General features: G+C 44.6%; 8 protein-coding genes. 1 reads left to right on the forward strand and 7 read right to left on the reverse strand.

Translation table 11 applies throughout. The features are described 5' to 3' along the window. Positions 1–38 precede the first annotated feature (38 nt). Positions 39–2,690: an MGH1-like glycoside hydrolase domain-containing protein gene (locus tag P2W82_RS23160; protein ID WP_336518338.1), complete on the reverse strand. Its 2,652-nt coding sequence runs from the start codon at positions 2,688–2,690 to the stop codon at positions 39–41. Positions 2,691–2,927: 237 nt separating this feature from the next. On the opposite strand from P2W82_RS23160, the gene P2W82_RS23165 reads away from it, so the two are divergent. Then, entirely contained in the window at positions 2,928–6,362 is a 3,435-nt protein-coding gene (locus P2W82_RS23165; protein ID WP_336518339.1) for a transglutaminase family protein, read from the forward strand. A gap of 209 nt (positions 6,363–6,571) precedes the next feature. On the opposite strand, the gene P2W82_RS23170 is transcribed toward P2W82_RS23165, so the two are convergent. From P2W82_RS23170 to P2W82_RS23195, 6 genes are all read right to left on the reverse strand, one after another. Then, a complete protein-coding gene (locus P2W82_RS23170; protein WP_336518340.1) occupies positions 6,572–7,711 on the reverse strand; it encodes a zinc-binding metallopeptidase family protein in 1,140 nt (379 codons plus the stop codon). 124 nt (positions 7,712–7,835) lie between these two features. Then, entirely contained in the window at positions 7,836–8,714 is an 879-nt protein-coding gene (locus P2W82_RS23175; RefSeq protein ID WP_336518341.1) for a transglutaminase family protein, read from the reverse strand. Between the two features lie 7 nt (positions 8,715–8,721). Further along, complete coding sequence (locus P2W82_RS23180; protein WP_336518342.1) at positions 8,722–11,274, reverse strand: circularly permuted type 2 ATP-grasp protein; 2,553 nt, start codon at positions 11,272–11,274, stop codon at positions 8,722–8,724. 146 nt (positions 11,275–11,420) lie between these two features. Then, positions 11,421–12,017, reverse strand: coding sequence for a mobile mystery protein B (locus P2W82_RS23185; RefSeq protein ID WP_336518343.1), 597 nt, complete (start codon positions 12,015–12,017; stop codon positions 11,421–11,423). Further along, positions 12,008–12,466 carry a mobile mystery protein A gene (locus P2W82_RS23190; RefSeq protein WP_336518344.1) on the reverse strand — a complete coding sequence of 153 codons (459 nt, stop codon included), beginning with the start codon at positions 12,464–12,466 and terminating at the stop codon, positions 12,008–12,010. Before P2W82_RS23190 ends, P2W82_RS23185 begins: the two co-directional genes overlap by 10 nt. A 185-nt stretch (positions 12,467–12,651) precedes the next feature. Further along, positions 12,652–15,828, reverse strand: coding sequence for an efflux RND transporter permease subunit (locus tag P2W82_RS23195; RefSeq protein ID WP_336518345.1), 3,177 nt, complete (start codon positions 15,826–15,828; stop codon positions 12,652–12,654). Positions 15,829–15,844: the final 16 nt, after the last annotated feature.

Below are 15,844 nucleotides of genomic sequence, written 5' to 3' on the forward strand. Positions count from 1 at the left end.
AGCGGATTACCTCGCGTGAAATCTGTAAACACAAAACTTCATTTTTTATACAATGCAAGGTATTTCATCATTACTGCAATAAGACTTGTCCAACCAGTCTGATGCGAAGCGCCGAGGCCTTCACCTGTCTCACCATGAAAAAATTCATTAAACAGAACGAGATTCCGGTTTTCGGGTAGCTGATAAAACCAGGACGAACGACCCTGAACTGTGCGGGTGAAGTCCGGTTTCATTAAAAATGCGCTTACTATCCGCTCAGTCAGTGCCACCGACACTTCATGAAGTGTGTGTTTATTGCCGGAATGCGCAGGAAAATCCACCTTCGTTTCTTCACCAAAAAATCCGTGCAGTTGATAGATTGTCTGAATGATTAAGTAATTCAGAGGCATCCATACGGGTCCACGCCAGTTACTGTTACCTCCAAAAACGGCATCATCACTGTCGCCGGGGCAATAGGAAATGGTGTAGCTGACATGATCGTAATGTAATGAGTACGGGTGCGCGGCATGAAATTTTGAAAGAGAACGTATACCAGTAGGCGCGAGGAATTCATTTTCATCGAGAACGATGTCTATCAAACGCATCATTCTATCTTTCTGAACAAGTGAAATAAGAATATTCCCATTCGCATCTACCTGCTCAAAAGGCACAAACTTATTACGTGATGTCCGGTAGTGCTTGAAGAAATCCATCCGCTTTTTAAAATCTGTAAGCTGATCCATCGCCTCGCGTGGAATAATGCCCACGTTGAACAATACACTAAGACCAACCAGCGAACGAACTTTGAGCCTTATGCGGTCACCTTCTGCAGTGTGGAGGAGATCATAAAAAAACTTTTCCTCATCATCCCACAGGAGATCATTCAACGATGCAGCGATCAGTGAAAAATGCTCATAAAATTTCGTCACTACATCTTCAAAATTCCTGTCCACCAGCGCTATCTCCATCGCCATATCCATCATATTCAATGCATACATGCCCATCCAGGCTGTAGCATCTGCCTGTTCGAGGTAAGTTCCATAGGGCAGCTTATTACGATCGATGACGCCGATATTATCCATTCCCAGGAAGCCGCCGGTAAAAACATTTCTTTCATTTTCGTCTTCCCTGTTTGCCCACCAGGTGAAATTGAGCATGAGTTTCTGGAAAATGCGTTTCAGGAAGTCTATGTCACTGATTCCGTGAACTTCTTTTTCAATCCGGTAAACCTGCAAAGCAGCCCAGGCCTGGATCGGGGGATTCACATCACCAAAATTCCATTCGTATGCAGGGATATGAGCTGCCGGACTCATGTACCATTCGCGGCACAGCAGGATCAACTGATTTTTTGCAAAAACGGGATCAATCATGGCCATTGGAATGCACTGAAAACAAAGATCCCATGCAGCAAACCAGGGGTATTCCCATTTATCCGGCATCATCAGTACATCGGCCACTTTCAGGTGTTTCCATTGAGCATTGCGCCCGTTTAATCGTTCCTCCGGCGGATTCCTGTTCAGCGCATCGCCCTCCAGCCATTGCTCAATATCGAAATGATAAAATTGTTTGTTCCAAAGTAAACCGGTAAGTGCCTGTCGCTGTATCAATGCCTCATCTGCCGAACAGCTTTGCGGAGTAAATGCTTTGAAGAATTCATCTGTCTCTGCTTTTCGTTTTTTGAAAGTTTCATCCCATACACTTCCAAAAGGATCGTTCTGTACCGAAGCAGACAAACGGAGTTTTATTATTTGTGATTTCCCTGCAGGTATCCGTAACCGGTATACAGGCGAAAACCGCGTCCCCGCTTGTTTTTCCCGGAGCTGCTGAACAAGGCCAGCATCATTCCCCGTAATTGCATCGCAAATCGCATCTTTTACAAACGGGGTGCTGTTGGCAATGCCGTACAACTTCTGCATATTGTTTTCATTCTCCGTCATAAAAGCGGCATCCGCACCGGAATAGCATAACTGGTATGTTTCCAGCCGGTCGTGGGAAGCGTTTACGGACGAAAAACCATTGCCGTCAGGGTTGCGTATGATCTGTGGCTTCTGCATGGTTTCATGGTTCAGCCAGCGGTTACGGAACCAGAACATTGCGGCAACGGTCAGGTCAGCATCGGCTTTACTCCGGTTGGTTATCTCCAGGGATATGCAGATGTCAAAGCTGTCAGCCTTGGCGTAAGTGACGAGGATATCAAAATAATTATTGTCGTTAAAAACGCCTGTATCCAGAATTTCATATTCAGGCTGCAAACGGTTTCGCTGCTGATTTGTTTGCAGTAATTGTGAATAAGGGAAAGTATTGATCGGATACTTGTACAGGTACTGCATGTAATAATGCGTCGGGAGATTGTCCAGGTAGTAATACAATTCCTTTACATCTTCTCCATGATTTCCTTGTCCATTGGTCAGACCAAATAATCTTTCTTTAACGATAGGATCTTTGTGATTCCAGAATGCGGGTGCAAAACAAAGATTCTGGTGCACGTCACTTAATCCGGCGATACCATCTTCGCCCCATCGGTACACCCGACTGTGTGCATGATCAAACGGTACATAATTCCATGCGTCGCCGTTGGCGCTGTAATCTTCTCTCACAGTCCCCCATTGCCGTTCACTCAGGTACGGACCCCATAATTCCAGTGGTACTGACTTCTGTGCATTTGCTTTCAATCGCTGTACTTCCGCAAGCGTGTCCCTGTTTAGTTCCATTCTTTTCTATGCCGGTATCGGTTGATGTAATATTCAGTTTTCAGTTACGGTCACCTATGATCGCAAAATAATCTGACGTGTCGGTTAAGTACCGGAGGCAGAATCTTAAAATTAATGATTCCACGGAAACAGCCCTGTTAATGATACAATTGCCGACCTGTGAAACAAGGTATTTTTCCTTATCTTCAGTTTGATATTTTTCAAACGATTGTTTGCTATTCAAAATGAAGTTTCATTATGGCTATAAGGGTAGCAATCAACCATCACACTTCTTATCATTACGACCGGACGGTTTCACTTTCGCCGCATATTTTCAGATTGAGGCCTGCTGTTCATTCGAGGACGCCGATTGAAGCCTATTCCTTTAAAATAAAACCGGCCAATCATTTTATTAACTGGCAACAGGACCCGTTTGGTAATTACCAGGCCAGGGTTGTATTCCCGGAGCCTGCAAAAGAGCTGGTGATCGATGTGGAAGTAATTGCCAACCTTACCGTTATCAATCCCTTCGATTTTTTTGTAGAGGAATATGCGGAGAAATTTCCGTTTAAATATCGTGAGCAACTTGCATCAGAACTGACACCTTACCTCGAGATTAAAGAGAACGGGCCATCATTAATGCAATGGCTGGTAGGAATCAATAAGAATGAGCAGGGAATAATTGATTTCCTGGTGTACATCAATCAGAAACTCAATAAGGACATTCGATACAGCATCCGCATGGAAGCGGGCGTACAATCGTGTGAAGAAACGCTTGTTAAAACCTTAGGTTCCTGCAGAGACAGTGCATGGTTACTCGTACAGGTTCTCCGTCATCTCGGGCTGGCAGCGCGTTTTGTTTCCGGTTATCTTGTACAATTGACCCCGGATATAAAATCACTCGACGGACCGTCAGGGCCTGAATCCGATTTTACAGATCTGCATGCATGGACCGAAGTATACATACCCGGCGCAGGATGGGTTGGTCTTGATCCTACATCGGGATTGTTTGCGGGTGAAGGTCATATACCGCTGGCATGTACACCGCACTATGTAAGCGCTGCTCCGGTTGTTGGTGCAACCGATGTTTGCGAAACCACATTTTCGTTTGCCAATACTGTTACGCGTGTGCATGAAATTCCCCGTGTAACCAAGCCCTATTCTGATGAAGAAGTAACGGCTATACATGCCACCGGTATGTTGATCGATGATGATCTCCGGAATGGTGATGTAAGGATGACTATGGGTGGAGAACCTACTTTTGTTTCCATAGACGATATGGAATCGGCACAATGGAACACGGCTGCCGATGGACCGGAAAAACGGTTACGCGCACACGATCTTATTTACAGGCTGAGGGAAAAATTCGGACCTGATGGAATGATCCATTATGGCCAGGGCAAATGGTATCCCGGCGAAGCAATTCCGCGCTGGCAGTATGGCCTGTACTGGAGAAAAGATCTATACCCAGTCTGGAAAGACGCCAGCCTGATTGCTAAAGAAAACCAGGAAAAGAAATATTCGTGGTCCGATGCAGAGATATTCGCAAAAGAACTTGCGAAATTTCTTGCCGTAAGTGAAACAAATGTATCAGAGGCATATGAAGATGTATTCTACTTTTTATGGACAGAAGGAAAAATTCCGGATAATATAGATCCGCTTTCTGTCAATTTAAAAGATCCTGCAGAAAGAAGAACGCTTGCAGAATTGCTTGACCGCGGATTGAATAATCCGGCGGGTTATGTTCTCCCATTGCGGTGGAACTATGATAACTCACGTTGGAAAAGTCTGCGATGGGAGATGAAAAGGAAATTGATTTTTCTCATTCCCGGAAATTCGCCTATGGGCCTGCGTTTGCCACTGGATTCGATTCCGGCCATTAAGAAAGATAACGAACTGCAAAAAGTGGAAGCGGGCTTATTTGATGAGTTGCCGGAGCTTGAACCTTATCATGAAAATATTTCTGCACGATATGGAGAGATCACATTACATCCGCCGCCCGTTCCAAAAGTAAAACTGCAGCAAACAGGAAAAGACGATAAAGAAAAGAAAAAGCCAAAGGACGAAGAAGAATTACTGAGTCAAAAATTGCTTTATGAAACTGAAGTAATTAAAACAGCCATTTGTATTGAGTCACGGGAAGGGATACTGTATATTTTCCTCCCTCCTGTCGATTACCTTGAACACTACCTGGATCTCGTTGCTTCGGTAGAGGCAACGGCCGCGAAGTTACAGATGCCTGTGCGTATCGAAGGATACGAGCCACCAAGGGATTACCGGATGGAGAGACTTGTTGTTTCTCCTGATCCAGGTGTTATCGAAGTAAACATTCATCCGTCGAAAAGCTGGCCGGAGCTGGTAGACAATATCGATGCCTTGTATGAGCAGGCTTTTTATGCAAGACTCGGAACGGAAAAGTTCATGCTTGATGGAAAGCATACCGGTACCGGTGGAGGAAATCATATTACGATCGGAGGTGAGAAGCCAGCAGATAGTCCCCTCCTTCGAAGACCTGATCTTCTCCGGAGCCTTATTACTTACTGGCAACATCATCCTGGTCTTTCGTACTTATTCTCCAGTGCGTTCATCGGGCCAACGAGCCAGGCACCAAGAGTAGATGAAGGTCGCGATGAAAAATTATATGAGTTGGAAATTGCATTCAGCCAGGTTCCCGAACATGGCAATGTTCCATTCTGGTTGGTGGATCGGCTGTTCAGACATCTGTTAACGGATATCACCGGAAACACGCACAGATCCGAATTTTGTATTGACAAATTATATTCACCGGATAGTTCATCGGGAAGACTTGGTATTCTTGAGTTCCGCGCCTTTGATATGCCGCCACATAAACAGATGAGTCTTGTACAGATGTTACTCATCCGCGGACTTATCGCTGCTTTCTGGCGTAAACCTTATAAGCATGACCTTGTACGCTGGGGAACTGAATTGCATGATAAGTTCATGCTTCCGCATTATGTATATGGTGATCTGGAACAGGTGGTAAAAGATCTCAACGCTGCTGGATATCCTTTCCGGATGAGTTGGTTTGATGCGTTCTTTGAATTTCGTTTTCCCTTATACGGCACCGTTATGGTGCAGGGAATTGAGATTGAAATCAGGATGGGCATTGAACCCTGGCACGTACTTGGTGAAGAAATGTCCAGTTCGGGAACAGCAAGATTTGTTGATTCATCCCTGGAAAGAATTCAGGTAAAACTGAAAGGATGGAACAACAACAGGTTTGTTTTGCTTTGCAATGGCAGCAGGGTGCCACTGAATTTTACCGGAACAAAAGAGGAATATGTTTGTGGTATCCGTTATCGTGCGTGGCAGCCACCCTCTGCACTTCATCCAACAATTGGTGTTGACACGCCACTGGTTTTTGATGTTATCGACACATGGAATAACAGATCGATTGGCGGATGTACTTACTACGTTTCACATCCCGGAGGACGCAGTTATGAAACTTTCCCTATTAACAGTTACGAAGCAGAATCCCGCCGTATCAGCAGGTTTGGAAATACATCGCATACACAGGAGGTGTTGCGCCCGGCACCGTATATGGCAGATATTTCACATTATATCGAAGCCAGCAATCCATCGGCATTTTTTGATCCGCCTCCGATAGAGATCAATAAGGAATATCCTTATACATTGGATTTGAGGAAGTCGAAGAAGAGGATGAATTTTTGAAGTACGTTTTTCGTTGTTCGTTGTTCGTTGATCGTTTTTCGTTCTGAAATTCAGACCCGGTGAATGGAAAACAACCTGAATTAAATGAAGGCAGGCTGAGAGATCATCCTCAAATTTTAAAATTTTTGTCGGCATCGTTAACTGCAGAGACAATGCATGCGTTGTCTCTGCAAATGAAACTGTTTATAACTCCGAAGTTCAATTGAATCTTATTGGCTGATTTTTGAATTTGGATTCAGGCTTTCAATTGCTGCTACAGACCCCGGACTTATACTTCTTCTCCTGATTGCCATCTCCTTACTCCTCACTACCTCATGAATAAACGCGAGCTTCTCCACCACCTTTGGTGAAATAACAAAGGGATAAAAATCCTGGTGACCCATACTGCGATTGAGACTATTCACTGCAAAACTAAGTGGCAACCACAATTGCATGATCTGGTTGAAATCGCTGATCTCATAAGGATCTTCCTTTACAGATGCTTTCGATAATTCCTCCCCGGAAGCAGGCCGCGGACGTACGCGGATGCTGAAATAATAGGCGGTTTCCAACGTGTCCATCATGTGCAGGTAATGTGACCACGTTTCTGCCCAGTCTTCCCAGGGGTGCGCTGTTGCGTAGGGACTGATATATTCATTCATCCAATTAAATGATAAGCCCTGCTGATAATATTTTTCCAGCGCCTTCCCGTAATCTGCTCTCTCATCGCCAAACAATTCGCGGAATTTTTCCAGCGGAGACTGGTTGTTGATGAGCAACTCCCAGTAATAGTGCCCAATCTCATGGCGGAAATGCCCCAGCAATGTTCTGTAGCGTTCTCCGAGATTCATCAGGTTGCGCATTCGTACATCGTCATCCGCTTCTTCAATGTTTAATGTGATTATCCCGGAGTCATGACCTGTTGTAACACGTTCTCCTTCCGGCTCATCGGCAAGAAAATCAAACCAGATGCCGCGATCCTCTTTTTCAACCTTTACATCCATGGGAAGTTGTAATCGCAACAATGAAAAAACCAGGCGATGTTTTGCGATTTCAATCTTCTTCCAGCGGACCTGGTTCTGTTCAATACTCAAATCGGGAATTGTATGATTGAGTTCGCAGGCTTTACAGAATTCTGCGTCTGCATTTTCCGGAATTATCCAGTTGCACGTGCCAAAGGCAAAATTTGAACAATACCTGAACCTGCGGCTTGCATTGCCTGTTTCTGAAAACAAATTATCTCCTGATGGCACCAGGGCGATCATCGATAAACTTTCTGCGTCAAAACCAATGGCATGATTACAATTCAGGCAAACCGAATTTTCGAAATACAGAAGGTTATTGCAGTTGCTGCAGGTATAGAGTTTCATAATTGATTATGCTGCGCTGAGCAAGAACCATACCATGGGGTTTAAGGTTGTACGTTTAAGGTTGAACGTTGGCTCTTGCGGGTGGAAATTTCCTTAAAATGTGGACGCAGCTACGGTTTACGTTTTACGTTGTACGTTCAACGTCCACCGCCACTGCCAGATCATGCGTTCCGCTACTCAAAATAATTCCGCGAAATGGAGCGATATCGGCATAGTCGCGGCCCCAGCCGATGGTGATGTGCTGGTCTCCAGGAATCTGGTTATTGGTTGGGTCGAAATCAACCCATCCCATTCCTGGAATATAAACACTGAACCATGCATGCGATGCATCTGCACCTACGAGCTTTTCACGACCTTTTGGCGAGATGGTTTCAATATAGCCGCTTATATATCGTACAGCAAGACCCACTGAACGTAAACATGAAATACCCAGGTGGGCAAAATCCTGGCAGACGCCCTTACGCTGTTTCATTACTTCCGAAACGGGAGTAGCAATGGTTGTAATTCCCGAGGAGAAAGTGAAATCCAGATGTATGCGATTCATCAAATCAAAACTTCCTTCAAGGACTGTGCGACCGTCGGGAAACGATTCAGCGGCATAGGCAGCAATTTCATCATTCCATTGGGTCATAGGTGTCGCAAATGCAAACTGCCTGATGGTTGCCGTTTCCAGACCTGGCTGCTGCATCTCTTCAATTGTTTCCTCAACACTTACATGCGAAACAGATTCTGGTGTCGGATCCAACGTCCTGGTTTTCTCTACCTCAGTATTTACAGTCACTACGAGCTTGCTATGCTCCTTATCGACAGAAAAATATATCACATGATTTCCGAAAAAATCGATGAACTCATTCATCATCGAAGGTTCAGGACTTATGCTGATCTCCCTTTTGGTGCAGTTCTGATGCGCGGTATTGCGGGGGATCAAACGGGCAATATTGTGACAGATACCAACGGGTTCGTGGTATGTATAAGACGTTGTATGGCGTATTGAGTAATTCATTCCCTATTTAACGAAGCATTACCATCGGTTGCGTGGTTACTTCGTGTTTGAAATATGTTTTGGAAACCATGCCTGGAATTGCGGAGAGCAGGTCGTATAGCTTCTCAAGAAACTCATTGAGTTTTTTGTAAGTGCGGGTTTGATTATCCGGTTCAGTAAGTTCTTTCTTCTGCACCAGCTTCATCAACGTGTCTGCTTCGAGAATCAGTCTTTCATAGTCGGTGAGCGCATGGCCCGGAATATTTTTGGGGAGATTCTGTAAATGCGCCCTTAGCCTTTCAATCTGGTATGTCAGTGATCGTGGATTGTTAGGATCAAATAACATCAGATCCAGCACCAGCGTGTTCTGCACCGGCAACCTGTATTTATACCTGTAGTTAATAAGGTTTTCATTACTCATCAACACAGCCTGCATAAGGTTATACTCCAGCTGTTCGCTGGAATATCCTGTCATCGTAGCCTTCAGCATGTTAATGAGCAAAAGACTTTGTTCAATCTTTCTCCCCAGGTCGAGCATAATCCATCCCTGCTCTCGCGAAATGCTTTCGCGGTTTAGGCCGATGAATGCTACCATCGAAGTAATCAGGTCGTCAAGCGTGTGCAGCATTTGTAAATGAGTTTGCTGCGTTCCCGGCTCGGGATGCAGTTCCTCTTCCACAGCCCTGATCACACGCCAGGTATCCGTGGACCAATGATCCCTTACTTCATAAATAGCGCGGTGGAAAGATTTAAAGGTATTACTGATCCCACCAATTCTTTTTTCATTGAAAAGAATATCACGGATTTCTTTCCATGGCTCTGCAAATTTTTCTTCTTTTTCTTTACCGGTAAATCCAGGGAACGTATAACTGTAACGCGTAAACGCTTCCAGGAGATTGCGTTCCGTTTGTTCATTGTTGTATGTCTTGAGTTTGTTTCCTTCTGCAAGAAACTGCATCACCGTCCGCAGAAAACGACAATTACCCAACACTCTTTCTGTATACCTGCCGACCCAGAATAAGTTTTCAGCTGCATGACTTGGCAGCATACTGTTGAATGTGGTCGTAGTTGTATCCGACACTTCCTTCAATGAATGAATCACCCTTCCCGGTTCAGGAGAAATCACCCAGGCATCTTTACTAAACCCACCCAGTTGATTGGAGATCAGGAAATTTCCGGCTTCAGAAGAAGTCCGGCAAAGGCCGCCAGCCATCGCTGTATAGCTGTCCCCGTTACTGACGAGAAAATTTCTGAAAAGAACTTTGCGGGGTTCAATCTTTCCATTGATGAGTGAAGGAGTGTAAGAAATTTCAACTTTCTCCTGCCCTACATATAATGTTGGATTTGCCCTGATTTGTTGTTGTAACCCTTTCAGTTGATCAGCACTCAACGCAGCGCCATCTATTGCGGAACTGCCTGCAGAACTTCGGTTGATCCGTTTTACAACCAGCGTCGACAGATGATTCAGCACATAGTTCATTTCATCTGGCTGACCGCACCACCAGGATGCGATGGTAGGCAGGATGAGATCTTCAGAAAAATGAAATCGTGCTATCTGCTGAAGAAAGGGCATCAGACCCGGGTTTTCAAGGATGCCGCTGCCTAATGGATTTGCAATTCCCACATTTCCTTTCCTGACCACCTGCAATAAACCGGGTATCCCTAACTGTGAGTCTTCACGAAGCTCTACCGGATCACAAAAAACATCATCCACGCGACGCAATATCACGTCTACTTTTTCCAGTCCACCTAATGTCTTCAGCCAGACATAATTTTCTTTTACAATCAGGTCATTTCCATGCACGAGCGTAAATCCGAGATACGAGGAAAGAAAACTGTGTTCAAAATAAGTTTCGTTGCTTGCACCGGGAGTAAGAATAACAATACGTGGGTTTCTCGCCTGCGAAGGCGCGGTAGATGCTAATCCCTCACGCAGAGCATTGAAATATGGGGAAAGATGACGCACCTTCAGTCCGTCAAAAAGTTCCGGTATCACTCGCGTCATTGTAGTTCGGTTCTCTAATGCATATCCGGAGCCTGAAGGAGCCTGCGTTCTGTCATTAACCACCCAAAGACTTCCATCTGTACTGCGGGCAAGATCCGCCGAATATAGTACCAGACTTTTTTTGCTGTTGAGTTTTATCCCGGCACATTCCCGCAGAAATCCCGGATGATTGTATACCAGCTCCATCGGAACAATGCCATTTTTTATGAGGCTCTGCTCGCCATAGATATCTGTCAGAATAAAATTCATCAGCTCCGTCCGTTGGCGCAAACCAGCTTCAATTTTATTCCATTCATTTCTGTTGATAAGAAACGGAATGATATCAATTTTCCATGGTCTGTTCAGACCAGAAGGATCGCCGTGTATGTTGTATGTTACTCCGTTCTCACGAAGAAGCCGCAGGATATCATTATTCCTGCTGACAATCTCATCTTCACCCAGCCTGAAATAGGAAGTAAAAAAAGTTGACCAATGCGGATCGGGTTGACCATTTTCAAGCAGCATCTGCTGAAATGCCGGACTGTTCCCCAGGTATTCACGGAATTGCGGATGAGAAAATGGATCAGTATTCTGCATAAGGGTTGTTAGAATTGCCAGGCGCATCTAATGCCAGCACTAAAAATAATATTATTGTCAACAACTCCATAAAATCCAGTCGGGAATACCGATAAACTTCTACAATGATTTTTCACTTAAACATTCGCCAGGATAAATGTGAAAGGCTATGATCTCGCAAATTGAATCAACGATTCAAATATTCCTTTATCTGCGTTTCTTAAAGCAGACAAATAAATATTCCTTATGTCTCCCTTTTTTACCAGGTTTGCAGCTCCCCAGCTAAATACTGGCTGTTTAAATATCTTTTCAATAATGATATCCGCCATTAATCTGCTGTGTCTTCCGTTACCGTTTGGAAAACAATGAATACTTACCAGCCGATGTTTGAACCGTAGCGCAGTTTCATCGGGTTGGTATGTTTTGTTGGCAGTCCAGAATTTCACGTCATCTAACAGATTGCGCAGGTCTGTTGGAATATTCCATTTATTTACCCCTATATTTTTGTCGGTTCTCCTGAATTCGCCGGACCATTTCCAGACTTTTCCATACATGCGTTTGTGGAGGTTGCGGATAAATTTTTCAGTTAATATACTTTCCGCTTTTAACGACCTCCCGATCGTCCACAAAATGGCCTCTTCGATATTCAGTTGTTCAAATTCGTCAAGTTCACCTCGTGTCGAAATAGTTGATATCAATAACCCTTCCTTTTCGTCGTCATCCAACGGAGTCTGTCCTTCGCTGAATTCAATCTCTAATCCCATAAAGTTCTGGGCATTTCATTTTTTATTGCGGTCGTTCTTTCCTCTATGGCTTTCTCAATTCTTTGCTGTGAGTTCTCCTGATCCTCAAGCTTCATCGTATTGGAAGTGCGCATAACAATTTGCTTCGCCAATTCCTTCGCTTTTCGCTCTATTAAATCATTCAATGATCCATCTTTTGGAATAAGTGCATAAAAAAGTTGCATATCCAGTGCATCTGCAGCTTCGCGGAGAGATTTCAAAGTTATTGTGCCGTTCCTTTCCCGTTCTTCAATCTCGGTTACGCTCTGTTTTGTTATTGACAATTTACGGCCGAGCTGATCCAGTGAAATTCCTAAAGCCTCCCTAATGGCTTTTAACCAGCCGGAAGGAGGAACGGTGATTTTAGTGAGCCCGCCCAACAACCTGAACTTATTATCCAGTTGCTGCACCTGAAGATGTTTCTTTTTCATCATGCCTGGTTATAGCCATTTTTAGTCAGGAAAGTAAGGCTATAACCTTACAAAAGTAATAATTTGTCAGGCTATAACCTTACTTTTAGCTAAAATTTGTCAGGTTATAACCTGATTTGGATAAAAAAATGTCAGGTTAAAGCCTGACATATATTAATTAAACTATTGAAAATCAGCCAATTTTTTTACTCGCCCGCCATCTTCGTATCACCTCCGGCAGCTTCCCGTATTTGCTTCAGTTTAGAACCATAACTGATCTTGGTGATCAGTACAAACAATACCGGTACCACAAAGATCGCCAGCGTGGTTGCAGCAAGCATTCCACCAAAGACTGTCCAACCAATGGTACGGCGACTTACCGATGCTGCCCCTGTTGCAAATGCCAGCGGAAGTACACCAAGAATGAATGCGAGTGATGTCATCACGATCGGGCGCAAACGCAGTCGAACCGCCTGGATGGTTGCTGCAACGATATCAATACCCCTGTCCACACGCTCTTTTGCAAACTCTACAATCAGGATCGCATTTTTTGCTGCAAGCCCAATCAAAGTGATCAAACCGATCTGCGCATATACATTGTTGTTCAGTTCAGGAATAAATGTCAACGTAAGAATCGAACCAAATGCCCCGATCGGTACTGCGAACAAAACTGAAAATGGCACCGACCAGCTTTCGTACAATGCGGCAAGGAAAAGAAATACGAATACCAACGAGATCGCAAAGATTTTGGTCTGCTGATCACCCGCAAGAATTTCCTCGCGGCTCATACCGGAAAAAGCATAACTGTATCCGTCAGGCAATTCCGCATCAGCAACTTCGCGCAATGCCTGGATAGCCTGTCCGCTACTGTAACCTTCTTTTGGTGTACCGTTGATTTCAATATTCCTGTAGATATTATAATGGGTAATCACCGAAGGAGCTTCTATCACTTTTGATTGAATCAAAGTATTCAGCGGAATCATTGTGCCCTGGGAATTTCGAACATAATATTTATTCAGATCTGCCAGCTTACCGCGGAAGGATGTATCGGCCTGGGCAACTACGCGGAAATTTCTTCCATAAATATTAAAGTCGTTTACGTAACTGCTGCCGAGTAAAGTCGATAACGTTGAATATACATCTGAAACCTGTACTCCCAGTTTTTTTGCTTTTTCGCGATCAACATCTACCTGGTAACCCGGTGTATGAGAATTGAAGAAAGTGAATGCCGTTCCGATTTCCGGGCGTTGCATCAGTTTGCCAAGGAACTGCCGTGTTACGGCTTCAAATTTCTGGATATCATCCTGGCTGCCGGTTTGCTGCAATTCAAATGTAAAACCTGAAGTTGCGCCCAGGCCCGGGATTGCAGGTGGAGCGATCGCGAGAATTCTCGCTTCCTTTATATCTCCGGTTATTTGTCTTATTCTTCCGATCAACGCCTGAACCGTATGATCTTTTCCTTTTCGCTGATCCCATGGTTTCAGATTGACGAAGATGGTACCAACGTTTGCTTTATTTGAGAAGCTCACAATATTCAATCCGGCGATACCCCCCGCCACTTTCACTTCGGGCATTTTCATAATGCGACCCATCACTTCTTTCATCATTGCAACACTTCGTGACGTGGATGCTGCTTCCGGTAGTTCGTAGGTAACAAAAAAGCGACCTTCATCTTCCACAGGTATAAACCCGGTTGGCTTATTTTTAAATAGAAAGAACAGTCCAACAAAAAGGCAGGCCATCATCACCAGCACATAAGGTGTCTTTCGTATCCAGCCACCCACTCCCCGGGTATAGCTTCCTGTTAGTGCATTGAACTTGTTATTAAAGCCGGAAAAAAATTTCTCCAGCAGGTTCTTTCTCGCATTGGGATCTTTTGCCGGACGAAGCATGATCGAACAGAGTGCCGGAGTAAGCGACAGCGCAACGAATGCGGAGATAACAACAGATACTGCAATCGTAATAGCAAACTGCTGGTACAAACGACCTACAAGTCCGGGTATGAAACCCACCGGAACGAATACCGCTGCAAGAATCAATGCAATCGCGATGACCGGTGCGGAAATTTCTTTCATTGCCTTACGCGTGGCTTCTATCGGCGATAACTTATCGTGATCAATATTATGTTGTACTGCTTCCACCACAACGATCGCATCATCCACCACAATACCAATCGCAAGTACGAATGCGAAAAGAGTGAGCGTATTGATCGTGAAACCCAATGTACTGAATAATACAAACGTTGCGATCAATGAAACCGGGATTGCGAGTACCGGAATCAGTGTGGCTCTCCAGCTCTGCAGGAATAGGAATACCACCAACACTACCAGCGCTAACGCTTCCAATAAGGTATGTAAAACTTCGGTAATTGATACATCAACGACAGTTGCAGTCTCCAATGGAACGAGATAGTCAACATCCTTTGGAAAATTTTTTTTCATTTGCGCGAGCGCCTGGTTGATGCCTTCGTATGTGGCGAGCGTGTTTGCACCCGGAGCCTGGTACACCAACACAAAAGTTGCCGGCTTTCCGTTAACGAACGCATTTGACGAATAATCGAACTTCCCGAGTTCAACACGAGCAACATCCCGCAGGTAAACTATACTACCGTCATTGGGTCTCGTTCTGACGATAATATTTTCAAACTGACTGACAGTATTCAGTCGACTGTTTGTAATGATACTGTATTCAAATGCCTGAACACCCGCCTGTGGAGAACCCCCGATATTACCAGCAGCAATCTGTAAGTTTTGTTCCTGCAAAGAAGCTGTTACTTCCGCCGCCGTCATATTCAGGGCAGCCAGCTTCTCCGGGTTTAACCAGATACGCATACTGAAGTTATCCGCAACAGCGAAAATGTCGCCTACGCCTTTCACCCTCAATAATGCATCCTTCACATACAGGTTCACATAGTTGCCTATAAAATTGATATCGTGCGTTCCGTTCGGTGAATAAAACGAAAGCGCCATCATGATACTCGGATTACGCTTCCTAACGGTTAACCCTAATCGTTTTACAGCATCCGGTAATGTCGGCTCAGCCACACTTACGCGGTTCTGCACGTCAAGCATGGCAATATTGATGTCAGTACCTACATCAAAGTTCACAGTAACGTTACTCTGTCCGCTGCTGGTACTGTTGGAAGTTAAGTAAGTCATGCCCGGAGTACCATTGATCTGGGTCTCCATCGCTGTCGTAGTAGTCTGCTCGACTGTCTGAGCATCGGCACCAATAAAGTTTCCGGATACGTTCACCGTAGGCGGTGTAATATCAGGATACTGAGCTACCGGCAAATTCAACAATGAAATTATACCGACAAGCACAAGTACAACCGATATAACTATCGCGGTGACCGGTCTTCTGATAAATACTTCTGAAATCATAGCTAATCCCGAATTT

Origin of the sequence: Pollutibacter soli (assembly GCA_029269725.1) — a bacterium.
Classification (GTDB): Bacteria; Bacteroidota; Bacteroidia; order Chitinophagales; family Chitinophagaceae; genus Pollutibacter; species Pollutibacter soli.

Bases quoted from the DNA above. Each gene is read 5' to 3' on its own strand.
- P2W82_RS23160 (WP_336518338.1), bottom strand. From the start codon at position 2,690: ATGGAACTAAACAGGGACACGCTTGCGGAAGTACAGCGATTGAAAGCA.
- P2W82_RS23165 (WP_336518339.1), top strand. From the start codon at position 2,928: ATGGCTATAAGGGTAGCAATCAACCATCACACTTCTTATCATTACGAC.
- P2W82_RS23170 (WP_336518340.1), bottom strand. From the start codon at position 7,711: ATGAAACTCTATACCTGCAGCAACTGCAATAACCTTCTGTATTTCGAA.
- P2W82_RS23175 (WP_336518341.1), bottom strand. From the start codon at position 8,714: ATGAATTACTCAATACGCCATACAACGTCTTATACATACCACGAACCC.
- P2W82_RS23180 (WP_336518342.1), bottom strand. From the start codon at position 11,274: ATGCAGAATACTGATCCATTTTCTCATCCGCAATTCCGTGAATACCTG.
- P2W82_RS23185 (WP_336518343.1), bottom strand. From the start codon at position 12,017: ATGGGATTAGAGATTGAATTCAGCGAAGGACAGACTCCGTTGGATGAC.
- P2W82_RS23190 (WP_336518344.1), bottom strand. From the start codon at position 12,466: ATGAAAAAGAAACATCTTCAGGTGCAGCAACTGGATAATAAGTTCAGG.
- P2W82_RS23195 (WP_336518345.1), bottom strand. From the start codon at position 15,828: ATGATTTCAGAAGTATTTATCAGAAGACCGGTCACCGCGATAGTTATA.